Annotated in this window: 11 protein-coding genes, 1 tRNA gene and 1 rRNA gene; 12 read left to right on the top strand and 1 reads right to left on the bottom strand. The window is 47.0% G+C overall.

Annotated elements, in window-relative coordinates; genetic code table 11:
• The first annotated feature begins 63 nt into the window (after positions 1 to 63).
• Positions 64 to 138, top strand: a tRNA-Asn gene (locus tag ACS5WU_RS03190).
• Between the two features lie 28 nt (positions 139 to 166).
• A 5S ribosomal RNA gene (gene rrf, locus ACS5WU_RS03185) occupies positions 167 to 283 on the top strand.
• 296 nt (positions 284 to 579) lie between these two features.
• Here the strand turns inward: rrf and ACS5WU_RS03180 are convergent.
• Entirely contained in the window at positions 580 to 5,517 is a 4,938-nt protein-coding gene (locus ACS5WU_RS03180) for a SpaA isopeptide-forming pilin-related protein (protein WP_465088935.1), read from the bottom strand.
• A gap of 541 nt (positions 5,518 to 6,058) precedes the next feature.
• Between ACS5WU_RS03180 and ACS5WU_RS03175 the strand changes: the two genes are divergently transcribed.
• The 10 genes from ACS5WU_RS03175 (at position 6,059) to ACS5WU_RS03130 (ending at position 16,096) form a co-directional block, all read left to right on the top strand.
• Positions 6,059 to 6,715 (top strand): TetR/AcrR family transcriptional regulator, encoded by a 657-nt coding sequence (locus ACS5WU_RS03175; RefSeq protein ID WP_302762318.1) that lies wholly within the window; start codon positions 6,059 to 6,061, stop codon positions 6,713 to 6,715.
• 77 nt (positions 6,716 to 6,792) lie between these two features.
• Positions 6,793 to 8,064 carry an MFS transporter gene (locus tag ACS5WU_RS03170; protein WP_046444963.1) on the top strand — a complete coding sequence of 424 codons (1,272 nt, stop codon included), beginning with the start codon at positions 6,793 to 6,795 and terminating at the stop codon, positions 8,062 to 8,064.
• A gap of 62 nt (positions 8,065 to 8,126) precedes the next feature.
• Positions 8,127 to 8,795, top strand: a complete 669-nt coding sequence (locus ACS5WU_RS03165; protein WP_046444962.1) for a response regulator — start codon at positions 8,127 to 8,129, stop codon at positions 8,793 to 8,795.
• A gap of 16 nt (positions 8,796 to 8,811) precedes the next feature.
• Positions 8,812 to 10,248: a sigma-54 interaction domain-containing protein gene (locus ACS5WU_RS03160; RefSeq protein WP_302760477.1), complete on the top strand. Its 1,437-nt coding sequence runs from the start codon at positions 8,812 to 8,814 to the stop codon at positions 10,246 to 10,248.
• Between the two features lie 393 nt (positions 10,249 to 10,641).
• Positions 10,642 to 12,090 carry a 4-hydroxyphenylacetate 3-hydroxylase family protein gene (locus tag ACS5WU_RS03155; RefSeq protein ID WP_046444960.1) on the top strand — a complete coding sequence of 483 codons (1,449 nt, stop codon included), beginning with the start codon at positions 10,642 to 10,644 and terminating at the stop codon, positions 12,088 to 12,090.
• Positions 12,091 to 12,141: 51 nt separating this feature from the next.
• The gene (locus ACS5WU_RS03150) at positions 12,142 to 12,495 is read left to right on the top strand and encodes a NifU family protein (RefSeq protein WP_131925074.1); all 354 of its coding nucleotides are present in this window, start codon (positions 12,142 to 12,144) and stop codon (positions 12,493 to 12,495) included.
• The gene (locus ACS5WU_RS03145) at positions 12,479 to 12,748 is read left to right on the top strand and encodes a hypothetical protein (protein ID WP_052740654.1); all 270 of its coding nucleotides are present in this window, start codon (positions 12,479 to 12,481) and stop codon (positions 12,746 to 12,748) included. The genes ACS5WU_RS03150 and ACS5WU_RS03145 overlap by 17 nt, the downstream gene beginning before the upstream one ends.
• Before the next feature lie 29 nt (positions 12,749 to 12,777).
• Positions 12,778 to 14,088 (top strand): acetyl-CoA hydrolase/transferase family protein, encoded by a 1,311-nt coding sequence (locus ACS5WU_RS03140; RefSeq protein WP_059109134.1) that lies wholly within the window; start codon positions 12,778 to 12,780, stop codon positions 14,086 to 14,088.
• Between the two features lie 11 nt (positions 14,089 to 14,099).
• On the top strand, positions 14,100 to 15,212 hold the full coding sequence (locus tag ACS5WU_RS03135; RefSeq protein ID WP_046444958.1) for a 4-hydroxybutyrate dehydrogenase: 1,113 nt from the start codon (positions 14,100 to 14,102) through the stop codon (positions 15,210 to 15,212).
• A gap of 206 nt (positions 15,213 to 15,418) precedes the next feature.
• The gene (locus tag ACS5WU_RS03130) at positions 15,419 to 16,096 is read left to right on the top strand and encodes a response regulator (protein ID WP_465088934.1); all 678 of its coding nucleotides are present in this window, start codon (positions 15,419 to 15,421) and stop codon (positions 16,094 to 16,096) included.
• Positions 16,097 to 16,174: the final 78 nt, after the last annotated feature.

The raw sequence follows: 16,174 nt of genomic DNA, 5'->3' as shown, positions 1-16,174 counted from the left end.
ATCTCTTTACAATATTTCTACTATTTAGTTTTCAATGTGCTTTGTACATTAAAAATTTTATATTCCTCAGTAGCTCAGCGGTAGAGCATTCGGCTGTTAACCGAAGGGTCGTTGGTTCAAACCCAACCTGGGGAGCCATTATGAGGAAAAGACCTCATAAACAATTTCCGGTGGCGATAGCTAGAGGGATCCACCTGTTCCCATTCCGAACACAGAAGTTAAGCCTCTAAACGCCCAAAGTACTTGGCTGGTGACGGCCCGGGAGGATAGGTAGCTGCCGGATTCTATTTTAAAAAACCTGCAATGAAAATTGCAGGTTTTTTGTATTAATGATATAAGATTGCATCTGTATACGTGATTCCACTTATTATGAGGCTAATTGAGCCGGATTTATGTATTGGTTATGGAGGCTTGCTTTTGCTTGAGCAAACGATAATTTGGGTTTAATGATACTATGTGGCATTGAAGTTTGCAGATGAGATATTAGGGATGGTTGTTCATACCGTGAAAAGTATTCGCAGCATAAAAAAGGTTTCGCAATAACTACGAAACCTTTTTCAATGTTAACAACTGGCATTACTATTTTTCATGTTGCTTTTTATATTTGTATCTTAGGAGAACTACCGTTGTTGTGCCAGCTGCCAGGCATAATGCAATCCACAAGCCAAGGCTGCTGTTGTCGCCCGTTTGGGGGCGGCTTGTTGTGAGGGCATCGGGAGACAGCGGTGTATTTGTGACGGTTTGCTCCACGCTGATATGCTGGCCCTTTGCATCATACACAACAGAAAACAGGTGTTTTTCTTCATCCAGTATATATCCATCAGGCGCCTTCGTTTCTACAAAATAATATTCGCCCGGCAACAAACCGGTGACAACGGCCTTACCGGATTTATCTGTAGTAATATGATCTAATATCAAATTACCATTACTGCTGTACACACTGAACACCGCTTCCGCCAGCGGGGCGCCCTGCAGGTCGGTTTTGCTGATCTCCAGATTCCCTTTATACTGGTGGTTGATAAACTTCTGTAAGTCCAGTGTCGGAAATGCGCCTGCATAGCTATCCGTAATAGAGAAGAAGATAGGGCGTTCGTCCAAAACCAGTCCGTCAAGAGTTTTTGTTTCCACGAGCTTGTAGCTTCCTGGCGAGAGTCCGCCAAGGCCAATCCAGCCGGATGAATCGGTCGTGAGCTCGGCTATGAGGGATGGGGTATCGCCCATTTTGTAAAGCTCAAATACAACGCCTTCAAGCGGTTGCCCGGTATCGGATTCCTTTACCATACGAAAGCTGCCTTGATAGTCGATAAACGATCCAACCTTTATCACGTCGGGATTGGTGGTTACATCAAACTCCATTGGCGTGGTGTTGAGGATATACTCGTCTGCACGCCTGGTTTCTACAAACCGGTAATGACCGACAGAGAGTCCCTTCACCAATATTTGTCCGGCGCTGTCTGTCGTAAGGTTTTCACGAACGGTCTGCCATCCATCTGCAACCTGCTGCTCGATGGCAAATATCGCGCCCGAAACAGGCCAGCCAATTTCATTTTCCTTGACAAATTCCACCTGGGTAAGCCCGTTGGTAAAGGTAAAAATATTGTTATCCGGCGATAATGAGATCGGTACGCCGGAGGAGAGCACTGTAGTAAGCGTATATCCAGGCGGCACAGCTACTTCCTGGATGGTATAATCGCCTGAAACCAGATTTTCGTAGGTAATGATTCCCTGAGCGTCTGATGTGGTTATACCGCCGACAGGATCGCCGTTTTTGTCATAGAGCTGGAATTGAGCGCCGGCAAGGGGATTACCATCCATATCTACCTTTTGAATCGTAAGCTTCTGGAAAGCGCCGCGCAAGGTACCGCCACCCCTGTTTACATCTACGCCAAGCGGGGTAGTCACCGATCCTGAGTGAGATCCGCCGTTATTACCTGTGATCGTAGCAGTGTTCGTGATTTGCTGCGTTGCGCTGCCGTTTGAGGGATCGACATAAATAGCCGCCTTGTAGCTCATATAGTATGCGCGGTTGATTGTTGCATATTGCCCTTTCAGGGTAACGGTCAATGTCCATGTGCCGTTGACATTGGTGTAAGCGGCGTCATAATCCGTACCCTGTACGAGTGTAACGCCAAGGTCAGGCGTAAGCTTTCCGGATTGATCCACCTGCATGCCGTTGATTGTAAGCGAGCTCATCAGTATGGACTGGTTGGACGACGGCACGTCTACGACCTTGGTATCCGTGAGCGTAGACTGGCTTGGATTAATGGTAACATTCCAGTACGCATAGCCGTCGGCGCCCTGATAACCGTTTTTATAAGCAAGAGATCCTCCATTATTTACTGCGACTTTACTGGTAAGGGTTTCTTTTGGCGTAAAATCGTTGTAAAAATCCGCTTCGTTCGTATATTCTTTTTTGACTACAGTTCCTTCGACCGTAGTATCAAACTGAACAAGGAACAAAGGAGGAAGCTCGCTCGATGCAACAGGGACGCCCTTCACTGCGTCCGGCGCTGCATCAGGCAGGCGTACGGTTAACGTTTTGTCAGTACCGGACGGATTGGCCGGTTCCGATATCATAAAATAGCCATATTCCTCTGGTGTTAGTTCTCTTAGCTGCGTGTATCCGCCATCCGGGGCAACCGAATAGAAATAGATACGTGTAGAGCCGGGGACAAATACCTGATCGTCGGGGATTGGATCATCGATGCGGGCATTTTGCAGGCCTGTTTTTGCATAATTGGTATAGATGCTCCACGTGATTTGTTTGGTAACCGCATTATAGCTTCCGCTTTTACCACCGTTTTGCTGTGTTTGCTTATTAAGCGAAACCTGGGCTTCGGAAGTATAAATTCCAAGGCCGTCTTCAAAGAACGCCGTGTTTTTATATGTGGTCAGCGATGGATCCTGGCCCGTATATTTCAAAGGCGTTTTGAAGGTGATGGTAAAGCTGTGATCCGTTGGGAAAAGGGAAGCGTCAAGCTCCAGCTTAAAACCGGCTGGCAAATTGGTATAAGAATATTTATCGTTCCCGAGCAGCGTATTGCCATTGCCGTCGGAACCATTGTCCGCAACGGAACAGTCTGTAACCTGGCCATCGATAATGTAATTTGCCATATCGGTGAGGAGGCCTTTCGTAATCGTCTTGTGATCGTTGTTGAGTACGACCTGCCACGTTATCGTCTTGCCATTGACCGGTGAGGAATAGTCAACGTCCTTCACAGTTTTAATTGCTCCCTGCTGGCGCAATGTGAAAGTGGGCGTTGACGTAATCGGCGTCGAACCGCCCGGAGGCGTTCCCTGAGCGGCATTTGCGATCATCTGGTCAGTATTCACAATATTACCCGGGGCTTGCTCTGCTTTGGTTTCATATACAATATTGTATGCACCTGTGAGCTCGTTGGTAAATGTAATTTCGAATCTGTTTCCAGGATCGACATTTTCCGTAAGCGAATATTCACTGCTCGCAAGCGGCTGGTTACTCTGTACAGGATTCCCGTTCCCGTCGAATGTAACAGGATATATTTTCAATGTAGCCGGATCGAAAGACATGGGTACCGTGTTTCCAATATTGTTGTAAATATCGGCGATCATAGTACCCGCGGGGATCGTGTTACCCGCATAATTGTACTGGATCATCCATTTTACAGTTTGCGTTTGGGGAGAATATCCTGTTGACATTTTTTTGAGGTAGCTGTCGTAATTTGCCCTGAGAGTCGCCTGTGCGGACAGGGGAGTTGTATTTCCAGACCAGTCCAGCGTAGCATTGTTTTCAAAAAGTTTATTTTCACCGAGCGGTGCAACAACACTTTTATCGATTGGCGTAGTATAACGGATGCAGTATGCAGTTTTGATAGGCGCGTCAAAGGTAACCGTATCGTTTTTCGTGGTTGTATCACTCACTGTATAGCCTGAGGTGAGCGGTGCGCCATAAGACGTAATATTTCCATATACGTCAAGGTTAACGGGCAGGACCTCTACCGTCGTTGCAGAATAGATCAGTCCGGGGGGAAGCGTATCTGCAACCTTTGCATTGTCCAAAGAGTCCATATTTTTATTGATGATAACATCCCATGTTATGGAATCAGGGTTGCGCGTTTTATCAAATGAGCCTTTTTTTTCGATGGCGCTTCCAACAAGAGGCTTTAACGTCACGCTGGAAGATACGTTTGTTTCGCTTGGGATGCTGATATCGGTATCGCCAGGCTCTGTGACATTCAGGCTGTTGAAGGCTCCGTTAAAATTAATTTGACCTGTTACATCGCGCAACGTACTAATCGCGTCTGTAAAAGTGATGGTAACAGTGCCATCGGTATTGACCGAAAAATTGGCATATGTTTTGCCGCTTACAGGATCAATCATTGGCTGGTTGTAAAGGCCTGTTTTAATCTTTACGTTATCTGGCAGTTCTATCGTATAGTAATCGCCCGCTTTTATTTTGGGCGTCACATCGTTTGGAATTGCCAGGTCAAAATTAAATTTGATCTGTGAATTAATATTTGCTGTCCCGTCGGGCATGGGATTTCCTTGGGCATCGGTATAGCTCAGGTGCATTCCGGATATGATCGTAGCGGGCGTCGTTGTGAAATAATTTTTGATGTCGGTTCCTATTGGGGCCGCCATTGGAACGATAACAGGATAATCCTCCTGCGAGGCACTTTCCTCATTTGAAGTGTCGGCGATCAAAACAGGGACGGGAGCAAAATTTTCACCGCCAATGCTAATCTCAAATGGAGTACTCAATGCGATCTGATCCATATTAAAAGCGGCGTCAAAGGAGAAGGTTCCAACAACAGCAGTATTCTCGGCATGGGCAAAATAATCTCCAGCCGTTATCCTGACAGTACCATTCTGTAATATATCCGCGTTCCCTAAGCTAACGCCAGTCTGTGATTGCTGTATTGGAACCGTTTTGACGATGGGGCTGAGGGTATCCGGCAAGTGAAAACTATAATAATCACCGGATATGAGCTGTGTTGCTATTTCCGCAGGAATGGTTACGTCAAAAGTAAACCGCACGATTGAATCGGGCGATATATTTTCGCCTTCCAAAACAGTTTTCAGGTCTGCGGACAAAAATGAAACTTTCAGATCAGAAAGAACTGTATGAGTTGCAGGGTTGCTGTATGCTTCTATGCCCTGTGAAGCTAATTGCTCAAAAACAGTTTTTATATCCCGTGGCTGGCCGGAAGGCACTGTGCCGTTCGTTTCAGTTGGCGCTGGGGATTGTGATGCTTCCGGAGTTTCAGCCGCTCCGGCAGGATTGTTTTCCCCGTTGTTATCAGATGGTAAAATGGCATCGCCGATTGGAGTGGGACTGTCATTTGCGCCGCTCGAAGCACTTGCCGACGGTTCCGGCAAAACTTCGCCGGCAGCCGGTGTTTCCTGTCTTGGGGCATTCTCCATATTTTCGGCCAGGGCCAGCATTGGAACCGCAAAAAGTTGGAGCGTAAAAGCCATACACAAAACAAATATCAACCATTTATTGATATGCTTTTTGTGAAAATTATTTTGTTTCATCGTTTGTCCTCCCCGGTATTCGAACATAAAATACCTGTCGTTCTCAATATTATTGATTATATATAAACGAGCACTGAAGCATAAAACAATGTAAAGGCAAAATGCGCACAGAATCAGGATAGGGAAAATCGTAAATAATCTGCTTTATTTTCTGGCGAAGTACGAACGTTACGATCAAAAGTAAGCATTAATTTGCAAAAAACTCTTTTTTGGCAGGCAAATGTGGTATAATTACTTTGGAGGTTAGAGTATGGAATGTAAGCATTGCGGCTCGCAGATGTATGAGCGTAAATCGAAACAGGCATCAAATTCCACAAGGGTATATATTTGTCCAAAGTGTAATGCAGTCATATATGTCTGGCCTGATGGAGATGTAAAAGAGGAAAAGAAAGAAAATAAGTATTGATAGGAAGATATCCTGGAAAGCCGTTTAAAAAAGACGGCTTTTGTTATTTCAAAACCAATTTAGCTGATTGACAAAGCGGTAAATAAGATTTACAATTCATACATACTATTGGTATGTATTCGAAAGGGAATCAAAATGGCACGAAACAAATATCCGGAAGAAACCGTGCAGAAAATATTGGAAATTGCAGGCCGGTTGTTTCTTGAAAAAGGTTACGACCAAACATCCATTCAGGACATCGTAAGCGAGCTTGGAATGTCAAAGGGCGCGGTCTATCACCATTTTCAGAGCAAGGAAGAAATATTCAACCGGATATGCAGCGATTTTTATGACGATAACGAATGGTTTGAGCGCGTAAAGAAGGATAAAAGCCTGAACGGGCTGCAAAAACTCCAACGGGTGTTTTTTGATTCTCTTGGGAATAAGACAAAGCTGAAAATGGACAGGGCATTGCTGTTGCCAATGCTTGAAAATCCGCGTATTGTTGTCGCGCAGCTGCGTGAATCCTTATTTGAAACAGGGCCGATTGTCGCGCGGTTGATCGAAGAGGGAAACAAGGATGGTTCTATGGAGGTATCAAAACCTGCGGAAGCGGCTGAATTGCTCATGCTGCTTACGAATATATGGGCAAATCCGGCGCTGTTTAGCTGGAGCAGGGAAGAATTTATGAGCCGCGTGTCTTTCATAAAGGAGCTTACGGATAAGATAGGGCTGCCGGTGATAGATGAAGAAGTAGCCGTGGTTTGTGGGCATTATTATGATGCTGTTGTCCAAGGGAAAGACATAGAATAAACAGCATTTTTTTGCAAAAATACATACCGACGGTAGGTATGTAAAATATTTTCCAGAGGAAGGACAGAAAAGTTAAGATGGGATATAAATTGTTTAACAGGGATTTTACAATCATGATAGTGGGGCAGATAATGTCCTTATTTGGGAACGCGGTCATGCGCTTTGCGCTTTCGCTGTATGTACTGGATCAAACGGGCTCGTCGTCTGTTTTTGGGATGATACTTGCAATTTCAATGATACCAATGGTCGTGGGAGCGCCTTTTGGAGGCATTTTGGCAGACCGCGTAAGCCGCAAGTGGATTATGGTGGCGCTGGATTATATTACAGCCCTTACGATCGGAATCTTTGGAATTTTGATTCAGGCGGGAGGCATAACTGTGGTTGCGGTGCTGATGTTCGTACTAATGATTATACAATCATTTTACCAGCCTGCCGTACAAGCCAGCGTTCCATTGCTCGCACAGGGAGAAAATCTTGTCCGGGCCAATGGCATGGTCATTCAGGTCAATGCGCTTGCAAATCTGTTAGGGCCTATCATCGGAGGATTTTTATATGGTTTCTTCGGCTTGTGGCCAATCCTTATTGTTGGGTTTGGATGCTTTTTTGCATCGGCGACGATGGAATTATTTTTGCACATCCCTTTTGTACGGCGCGAAAGGAAGCAGGGAATTTTTAAAATGATCAAAAGCGACGCAGGTAGCGCAATGCGTTTTTTGCTGCACGAAAATCCGTCCATGCTCAAATTGTTACTGCTTACAGCGGCGCTCAACCTGTTTATGGCGGCAATGTTTACCGTAGGGCTGCCATATCTCGTCAGGATATTTCTGGGGCTTAGCAGCCAACTTTACGGTTTTGTGGAAGGGGCAATGGCCGTTGGATCCATCATGGGAGGCCTTCTTGCAGGCGCTGTGACGAAGAAGGTTCGATTCAGCGGTTCCAGTAAGTTTCTATTTGGCGCTACGCTGTGCCTGGCGCCGTTGGGGCTTGCGGTTATGGGGAATGGCACGCCGTTTGCTTCCTATGGCGTGATTCTTGTGACGGTGGTGGTTTGTCTGTGTTGCACAACACTTTTTACGGTGATCGCGCAGACATTTATTCAAAAAGTAACACCCAATGAGATGCTTGGAAAAGTAATGGCATTCGTGACAATGTTTTGTACCTGCGCTTATCCGCTTGGGCAGGCAATGTATGGATTCCTCTTTGGAATCGATGGACTTAACCCGGCGGTGGTCGTGGGGGTGGCGGGCATCGCAAGCCTGCTGATTGCGTTTGCCGCAAGGAGGACGCTAAAACGCTTTTCTGAAAAACAGCCGGTCATGCCGAAAGCAAAGGAGATTATGGATAGCTGAATATCGCTTGGTTGACATGGATTGTGAAATCTCTTACAATGAAATCAGGAGAGCAAAAGCATATGTATCAGGTGATTATCGTGGATAACGATCCGATGGTGTCCTACATCAATCGGGAATATGTGGAACGCGACGGACGCTTTCGTGTCGTCGGTGAATTCCAGTGCGGGCGTGACGCGCTTGATTTTCTGGCGGAAAAAGGAGCGGACCTCATGATCCTCGATATTTGCCTGCCTGAATATAATGGAATCGAGCTTTTGAAAGATATCCTAAGGAATAGAATACAGGTGGACGTTATTATGGTCACTGCTGCAAAAAAAACCGATGCGCTCGTTTCTTCGCTGCATCTTGGCGCAGTTGATTATCTGGTGAAGCCCTTTTCCTATAACCGGTTTCAGCAGGCTCTGGATAAATATATCGACTATAAGCAAACCGTAAGCGGCCTTCGTACGGTGGATCAGGAGACGATCGATCATTTGTTCCACGCCAAGGACGCGTCGCTGTCCTATTCGCAGGGCGGCGCTAAGAATGAAACGGAAAAGAAAATTATGGAGTGCTTTCGTGAGAAAGCGGGGCATGATTTCACAGTGAAGGAGTTTGCGCAGCGCCTGGGGCTTTCTACAGTAACGGTAAGACGTTACCTGAAACGGCTCACGGACGCGGGGCGCGTGATTGGCGATATCGACTATAATACCGGCGGACATCCCTGCATGGTGTACCGTCTGCCTTGAATTTTGGAAGGTTTTTATGAAAAACAGACTACCTGCTTATTATGAAAAAGGGGACCTGCTGAGCGATATCAGTAAAGCGCGCAGTGTGCTTGACGTAGTGATCGAAGGATCATATGATGGAATTTATATTACGGACGGAAATGCAAATACCATCATGGTGAACAAATCCTATGAGATATTGTCGGGGCTCAAACGCGAGCAGGTGCTGGGAAAAAACATGAGGGATCTTGTGAAGGACGATTTGATTAACCAGTCTGGAACGCTTGAGGCAATCAGGACGCGGGAGCCTGTGACGCTCGAGCAGGAATTCCAGACAGGAAAACGCGCAGTCATCACCAGCACGCCCACGCTTGACGAGAATAATGAAGTGATTATGGTAATCACCAACGTGCGCGATATTACAGAACTGCACGAGCTGAAAATGAAGCTGCGGGAAAATGAAGAACTGTCGGAGAAGAATGTATCTGAGCTGGAAGCAATAAGAAGGCAGCTGATCGGCGACGGCGAGCTTGTAGTTCGCGATAGGGCGATGCTGAATGTCCTTCAAATGATAGACCGGGTGCGTAAGCTCGACACTACGGTTTTGCTGACAGGTGAGACCGGAGTTGGGAAAGATAAGATTGCATCCTATATATTCCGTGGCAGCAACCGTTCGGCAGAGCGATTTATTAAAGTGAATTGCGGCGCAATTCCTTCCACGCTGATTGAAAGCGAGCTTTTTGGTTACGAAAGGGGCGCTTTTACCGGAGCAAACAAGGAAGGAAAAATGGGACTCTTTGAGGTGGCGGACAAAGGCACGATATTCCTTGACGAGGTGGGAGAGCTGCCTCCTGATATGCAGGTTAAGCTGCTGCGTGTGCTGCAGGAGCAGGAAATCGAACGGATTGGTTCCAATAAACCAATCAAAGTGGATGTGCGTGTGATTGCCGCTACAAACAGGAATCTATTGGAAATGATGCGTGAAAAAACCTTCCGGGCAGACCTGTTTTACCGCCTGAACGTTTTTCCCGTTACAATTCCGCCGTTGCGGGAACGAAAAGACGATATTATTCCGCTTGCAGAGCAGTTTCTTACCGATTTGAACCATAAATACGGAATGGAGAAAAGGCTTACCGACGCGGCAAAGGATGTGCTGCTGGAGTACCGGTGGCCAGGGAATGTCAGGGAACTGAAAAACGTAGTGGAACGCTCTATGATTATGAGCAATACAAATGAAGTCACCCTGGGGAACCTGTTTTTACATGTTGCATCCGCGGAGGGACAGCTTTTGCAAAGTGGGGAAGGAATCGATTTAAAGGCGCTCGTAGAGCGCATGGAGCTTGATTATATTAATCACGCATACGAGCAGTGGGGAAACGTCCGCAACGCCGCAAAAAGTCTTGGAATGGATGCAGCTACCTTTGTTCGCAAACGAAAAAAGTATCGTGATAAGCTTGGGGTGTTGCAAAAATGAAACACGTTGCAAAAATGAAACGAAATAGAAAAGTTTAAATTTTACCCTATTTCAAGAAGTAAATGAAAAAATTGTTAAAAAAGAGACAATCGCTGTTGTAATATTGCAACAAATCCAATTAAAATTGGTATTACAATTTTTATTGTGGTGGAATATCGATGTAAACTATGGTTTAATTTTTACAAAATAGCATTCTTATTTTGAGATTACACAGAAAAAGTGATTAAATTTCAAAAAAGAGTGCTTTTTTTTGAAAAATATGCTATATTTTTATATGGATGGCACGTTATTTGCATATATAAAATTGAAGGTATATAAAGGGGAGATCACTGTTTCGCGGTTAGAAAGCAGTGATTGGGAAAAACAAGCTCATAATTAGAAAGGAAAAGTATTATGGCACTTATGACTGGCGAAGAATACATTGAAAGTATTCGCAAAATCAAAATGGAAGTTTATATGTTTGGGGAGAAAATCGAGAATCCTGTGGATGATCCGATCCTTCGTCCTTCGCTCAATTCCGTTCGTATGACGTATGATCTGGCGCAAATGCCTGAGTACGAAGACCTCATGACGGTAACGCTTGAGGATGGACGTAAAATCAACCGCTTCACAAACATTCATCGTAATACAGACGATTTGATCAAAAAAGTAAAGATGCAGAGGCTCTTGGGACAGCAGACGGCTGCATGCTTCCAGCGCTGTGTTGGTATGGATGCGTTCAATGCCGTTTACAGCACGACTTATGAAACAGACAAGGCCTGTGGAACGAATTACCATGAAAACTTTGTTAAATTTATGAAATACTGCCAGGATAACGATCTGACGATCGACGGCGCGATGACTGATCCGAAGGGCGACCGCTCTTTGGCTCCCCATGCACAGCCTGATCCGGATATGTACCTGCGCGTGGTGGAAAGGCGTCCGGACGGAATTGTCGTGCGCGGCGCAAAAGCGCACCAGACAGGTATGCTTAACTCTCATGAGGTAATCGTAATGCCCACGGTTGCAATGAGACCGGAGGACAAGGATTATGCGGTGTCTTTTGCGGTTCCGCTTGACGCACCGGGCCTCTTCATGATCATCGGCCGCCAGTCCTGCGATACGCGCAAACTGGAAGGCACGGAGCTTGATGTAGGAAATGCTGAATTTGGTGGAGTGGAAGCGCTTACGATCTTTGACGACGTATTTGTTCCAAACGACCGCATCTTCCTCAATGGGGAAACAGAATTCGCAGGAATGCTGGTTGAGCGTTTTGCAGGATATCACCGCCAGAGCTATGGCGGCTGCAAGGTCGGCGTGGGCGACGTGCTGATTGGCGCGGCTGCGGTTGCGGCTGATTACAACGGAGCAGCAAAAGCTTCGCACATTAAAGACAAGCTGATTGAGATGACGCACCTCAATGAAACGCTGTATGCGTGCGGTATTGCCTGCTCGGCGGAAGGGCACCAGACGGAATCCGGCAATTATATCATCGACCTGCTGCTGGCAAACGTCTGCAAACAGAACGTAACGCGTTTTCCGTATGAAATCGTACGGCTTGCTGAAGATATTGCGGGCGGTATCATGGTTACGGCTCCGTCTGAAAAAGACTTCCGTGATCCGAAGCTCGGTAAATATGTTGAGAAATACCTGAAGGGTGTGGAGAGCGTTTCTACAGAGAACCGTCTGAGAATCCTGCGCCTGATTGAAAATCTTGCACTTGGCACGGCTGCCGTCGGCTACCGTACAGAGTCCATGCACGGTGCGGGAAGTCCGCAGGCACAGCGTATCATGATCGCGCGTCAGGGCAACCTGGGAATGAAGAAGGAACTCGCAAAGAAGATCGCGCACATCGAAGAGTAAGAAAAATAAAATCAGCCGCCGCAGGCGCACACAGTGCGTACCGGCGGCTGGATGCTTTACGGAAGAGAGTGGAAAGGGGCAGTTATGCACGAAGAATTGCAGGAAAGGATCGAACAGGTCCTGCGCGATAAGGTGCGGCCCGCAATGGGTGAGCACCAGGGCGATATTGAGGTAGTCGATATCAAAGACGGCGTGCTTAAGGTGCGTTTTCTGGGCAAGTGCAGCAACTGTCCTTCCGCTTCTTTCACATTGGAGTCTTTGGTAGGCAGTACAATTAAGGAAGAGATACCCGAAGTGAAGGATGTCGTGCTGGTGACGGGCGTCAGCGATGAAACCTGGAATATGGCGCGCAGCATCCTTGACAGAAAACGGGCGGAACGTAATACCAATGAGAATCGGAATTAAATATTGCGGCGGCTGCAATCCGCGTTACGACCGTACAGGGATTGTGCAAAAGCTGAAAAAGGATTTCCCGCAAAGCGAGATTGTGATTGCGGGTGCCGATACGCCTGTTGATTATGCGGTGATTATCTGCGGATGTCACAGCGCATGCGCGTTGCATGATAATCTGGAAGGGCGTTACGGTAAAATGATAATGGCCGAAAAAAATGATTATGCAAATCTCCGGGAGGCGCTCAGGCAAATACCGGAACAATAAAATTTTGATTGTGACAGGGGAGGAAACCAATGGATTGGAAACAAATATACAAATCGCGGCTTACAACTGCCAAGGAAGCGGTAAAGAAGATTAAATCAGGGGACACGGTGGTCATCGCGCATGCGACGGGAGAGCCGGTTCATGTGACGGACGCTATGGTTGCGAATGCGGATGCTTATGAAAATGTGGAAATCATCCACATGGTGTCTATGGGAAAATCATTATATTGCGCGCCGGAGATGGAAAAGCATTTCCGCCACAACGCATTTTTCCTGGGCGGGACGACGCGTGCAGCATGCGCAGAAGGCCGTGCGGACATCACGCCGGTTTATTTTTCCAAGGAGCCGGAGCTTTTACGTACAAACTGCAAGCCGGATGTTGCGCTTGTGACGGTGACGCCGCCGGACGAGCACGGATTTGTAAGCCTTGGAATTTCTGTGGACTATACGATGGAAGCGGTAAAACAAGCAGAAACCGTTATTGCCCAGGTCAATAAATATATGCCCCGCACGCATGGCGATTCGTTTGTCCATGTTGATGAAATCAGTGATTTTGTAGAATTTGACGAACCGATCCTCGAACTCCCCAATCCAAAGATTACGGAAGTGGAAGAAGCGATTGGACGGAACTGCGCGTCGCTTATCAAAGACGGCGACTGCCTGCAGCTTGGAATCGGCGCCATACCGGATGCGGTGCTGTTGTTCCTGAAGGACAAGAAAGACCTCGGAATTCACAGCGAAATGATTTCAGACGGCGTGGTAGAGCTTGTGGAAGCGGGCGTTATCACAAATAAGAAAAAGACGCTGCATCCGGGCAAGAGTATCCTCACATTTGCAATGGGCACGCGCCGCCTGTATGATTATCTTGACGATAACCCGGCAGTTGGCGTTTATCCGGTTGACTATGTAAACGATCCGATCGTGATCGCCCAAAACGACAATATGGTTTCTATTAATTCGTGTGTCCAGGTTGACCTTATGGGGCAGGTGGTTTCTACCTCTGTGGGCCATAAGCAAATCAGCGGCGTGGGCGGCCAGGTAGATTTTGTCCGCGGCGCATCCATGAGCAAAGGCGGCAGAAGCATTATGGCGATGCCTTCAACGGCGGCAAAGGGAAAGGTATCCAAAATTGTCAGCGTCATTGATGAAGGTGCTGCGGTTACGACCTCAAGGTATGACGTGCAGTACGTTATCACAGAGTATGGTATTGCAGACCTGCGCGGCATCACGCTCAGGGAGCGCGCGATCCGCCTGATCAGGATTGCACATCCTGATTTCAGGCCGCAGCTTATTGAGTTTTTCGAGAATAAATTTAAATGTAAATATAGCGAAGAGGACTAAGGAGAGGTATTATGAAACAACTTGCAATTAAACCGGTTATCCATGCGTTTGACACATGCAAAGAATTCTGTGAAGCGTTTGAGATTGGAGAGGGCGACCTTATCATTACAAACGAATATATTTTCAATCCGCTGTTTACGGACCTTGGAATCAAAGCGGACGTAATGTATCAGGAGAAATATGGCACGGGCGAGCCGTCCGACGAAATGGCGGAAGCGATGTATGCGGACATGAAAGCAGACTATAAGCGCATCATTGCCATCGGCGGCGGAACGATTATCGACATCTCCAAGATTTTTGCACTTAAAAATGTCAGCCCGATTCTGGATCTCTACGACGGAAAGGCTGAAATCATCAAAGATAAAGAGCTGGTACTCGTGCCCACAACCTGTGGGACGGGCAGCGAAGTGACGAATCTTTCTATTTTAGAACTCAAGAGCCGTCATACGAAGCTGGGTTTGGGCCTTGACGAAATGTATGCGGACAGCGCCGTTATGGTGCCGGAGCTTTTAAAGGGGCTGCCTTTCAAGTTCTTTGCGACAAGCTCGATCGACGCACTGATCCATGCTCTGGAATCCAGCCTTTCGCCTGAAGCGACTCCTTATACGGAGATGTTTGGTTACGAAGCGATCAAAATTATCCTCAACGGATATAAAGAGATCGCAAAGAACGGCGAGGATGCACGTATTCCGCTCCTGAAAGATTTCCTGATTGCGAGCAACTACGCAGGGATTGCGTTTGGCAACGCAGGCTGCGCGGCAGTTCACGCAATGAGCTATCCGCTGGGAGGCACCTACCACGTTCCTCATGGCGAAGCAAACTATTGCCTGCTGATCGGCGTATTCAAGGCATATATGGAACTCGATCCGAACGGTAAAATTAAAAAACTCAACAAATTTATCGCGGATATCCTCGGATGCGGGGAAGAAGTTGTATATGCAGAACTGGAAAAGCTTCTCAACAAAATTCTGCAGTGCAGGCCGCTGCATGAATACGGCGTAACAAAGGAAGACCTTGACGTATTTACGGATACGGTCATGACAAAGCAGGGCCGTCTGATGGCGCGTAACTATGCTACGCTTGACAGGGACAAAGTATACGAGATATACAGCAAGCTTTTCTAAATAAAATACGGGTTTCGCCTGCAGGGCTCCTGCAGGCGGAGGCCTGTTTTGAAACAAAGGAAGGCATACCTCCCCAAAAGACGATTTTTGCGGAGCATGCCGCCTGTATTTGACAAAATTTTAACAAAGAAAAACGCTATATATGACTGTTTGCACCGTGGTGTGCGGTCAGGGAATAACAATCGAGGTTTGATAAAATGTATCGGATGACGGTATTGAAGAGAGGATTCAGAGGGCTGAACAGCAATGCGACTGACATGATCAGGGACAATCGCTTCCAGATTGAGATGCTTTCCTTTAACGAAATGATCTCCTCGCAATATTTTGAGAGACACCCGGCAGATTTGCTTTTGGTAGACCTGTGCACGAACCCCGAAACAGGAGTTGAGCTGATACGCGAATTGCGTTTAAACAGCGTGCGTACGGAAGTGATCGCCTATGTTGCGAGAAACGACTGCGATACGCTTCGTGCAGTGATGCGCCTTGGCGTAGTGGATTGCCTTGTCGATCCGTTTGACACGAGCCGTTTTGAGCAGGCGATTGCGCGGTTTCTCCATCGCGTACAGCTTGTTGAGCAGCGGGGAACGCTGACGCAGGAAAAGGTGGACTGGCTCCTGAAGGGAGCCGAATGTGAGGTTCCGGAACTGCCGAAGGGGTTGCAGAAAAAGACGCTTAACTCTATCAGGGCGGTGTTCAACAGCCAGCCGGATGCTTGTTTTTCCTGTGACGATATTGTTGGGACAGTTAATTTGTCCCGCATTACGGTGCAGCGTTATTTGTCCTATTTGCGCCAGAATAACGAGTTGATCGAGAATACAAATTATCAGACCGGAGGACGTCCGTGCTCGATTTACCGCTACAATCCCGGATTGTTATTTGCATAACGTTTTGGTCAGGATAAACAGCTTGCTGGAAGTAGTTTTATAGTCAGGTGGCGGGCTTTGTTGATTCGTTATGCGCGA

The sequence above is a fragment of the Christensenella sp. KGMB01412 genome (genome assembly GCF_055522415.1).
This window is presented reverse-complemented; position numbering and strand designations above follow the sequence as displayed.

Excerpts from the sequence above, each read along its gene's own strand:
- ACS5WU_RS03165 (WP_046444962.1), top strand. The coding sequence starts at position 8,127 with ATGTATCAGGTGATTATCGTGGATAACGATCCGATGGTGTCCTACATC.
- ACS5WU_RS03160 (WP_302760477.1), top strand. The coding sequence starts at position 8,812 with ATGAAAAACAGACTACCTGCTTATTATGAAAAAGGGGACCTGCTGAGC.
- ACS5WU_RS03180 (WP_465088935.1), bottom strand. The coding sequence starts at position 5,517 with ATGAAACAAAATAATTTTCACAAAAAGCATATCAATAAATGGTTGATA.
- ACS5WU_RS03135 (WP_046444958.1), top strand. The coding sequence starts at position 14,100 with ATGAAACAACTTGCAATTAAACCGGTTATCCATGCGTTTGACACATGC.
- ACS5WU_RS03130 (WP_465088934.1), top strand. The coding sequence starts at position 15,419 with ATGACGGTATTGAAGAGAGGATTCAGAGGGCTGAACAGCAATGCGACT.
- ACS5WU_RS03140 (WP_059109134.1), top strand. The coding sequence starts at position 12,778 with ATGGATTGGAAACAAATATACAAATCGCGGCTTACAACTGCCAAGGAA.
- ACS5WU_RS03170 (WP_046444963.1), top strand. The coding sequence starts at position 6,793 with ATGGGATATAAATTGTTTAACAGGGATTTTACAATCATGATAGTGGGG.
- ACS5WU_RS03175 (WP_302762318.1), top strand. The coding sequence starts at position 6,059 with ATGGCACGAAACAAATATCCGGAAGAAACCGTGCAGAAAATATTGGAA.
- ACS5WU_RS03155 (WP_046444960.1), top strand. The coding sequence starts at position 10,642 with ATGGCACTTATGACTGGCGAAGAATACATTGAAAGTATTCGCAAAATC.
- ACS5WU_RS03150 (WP_131925074.1), top strand. The coding sequence starts at position 12,142 with ATGCTTTACGGAAGAGAGTGGAAAGGGGCAGTTATGCACGAAGAATTG.
- ACS5WU_RS03145 (WP_052740654.1), top strand. The coding sequence starts at position 12,479 with ATGAGAATCGGAATTAAATATTGCGGCGGCTGCAATCCGCGTTACGAC.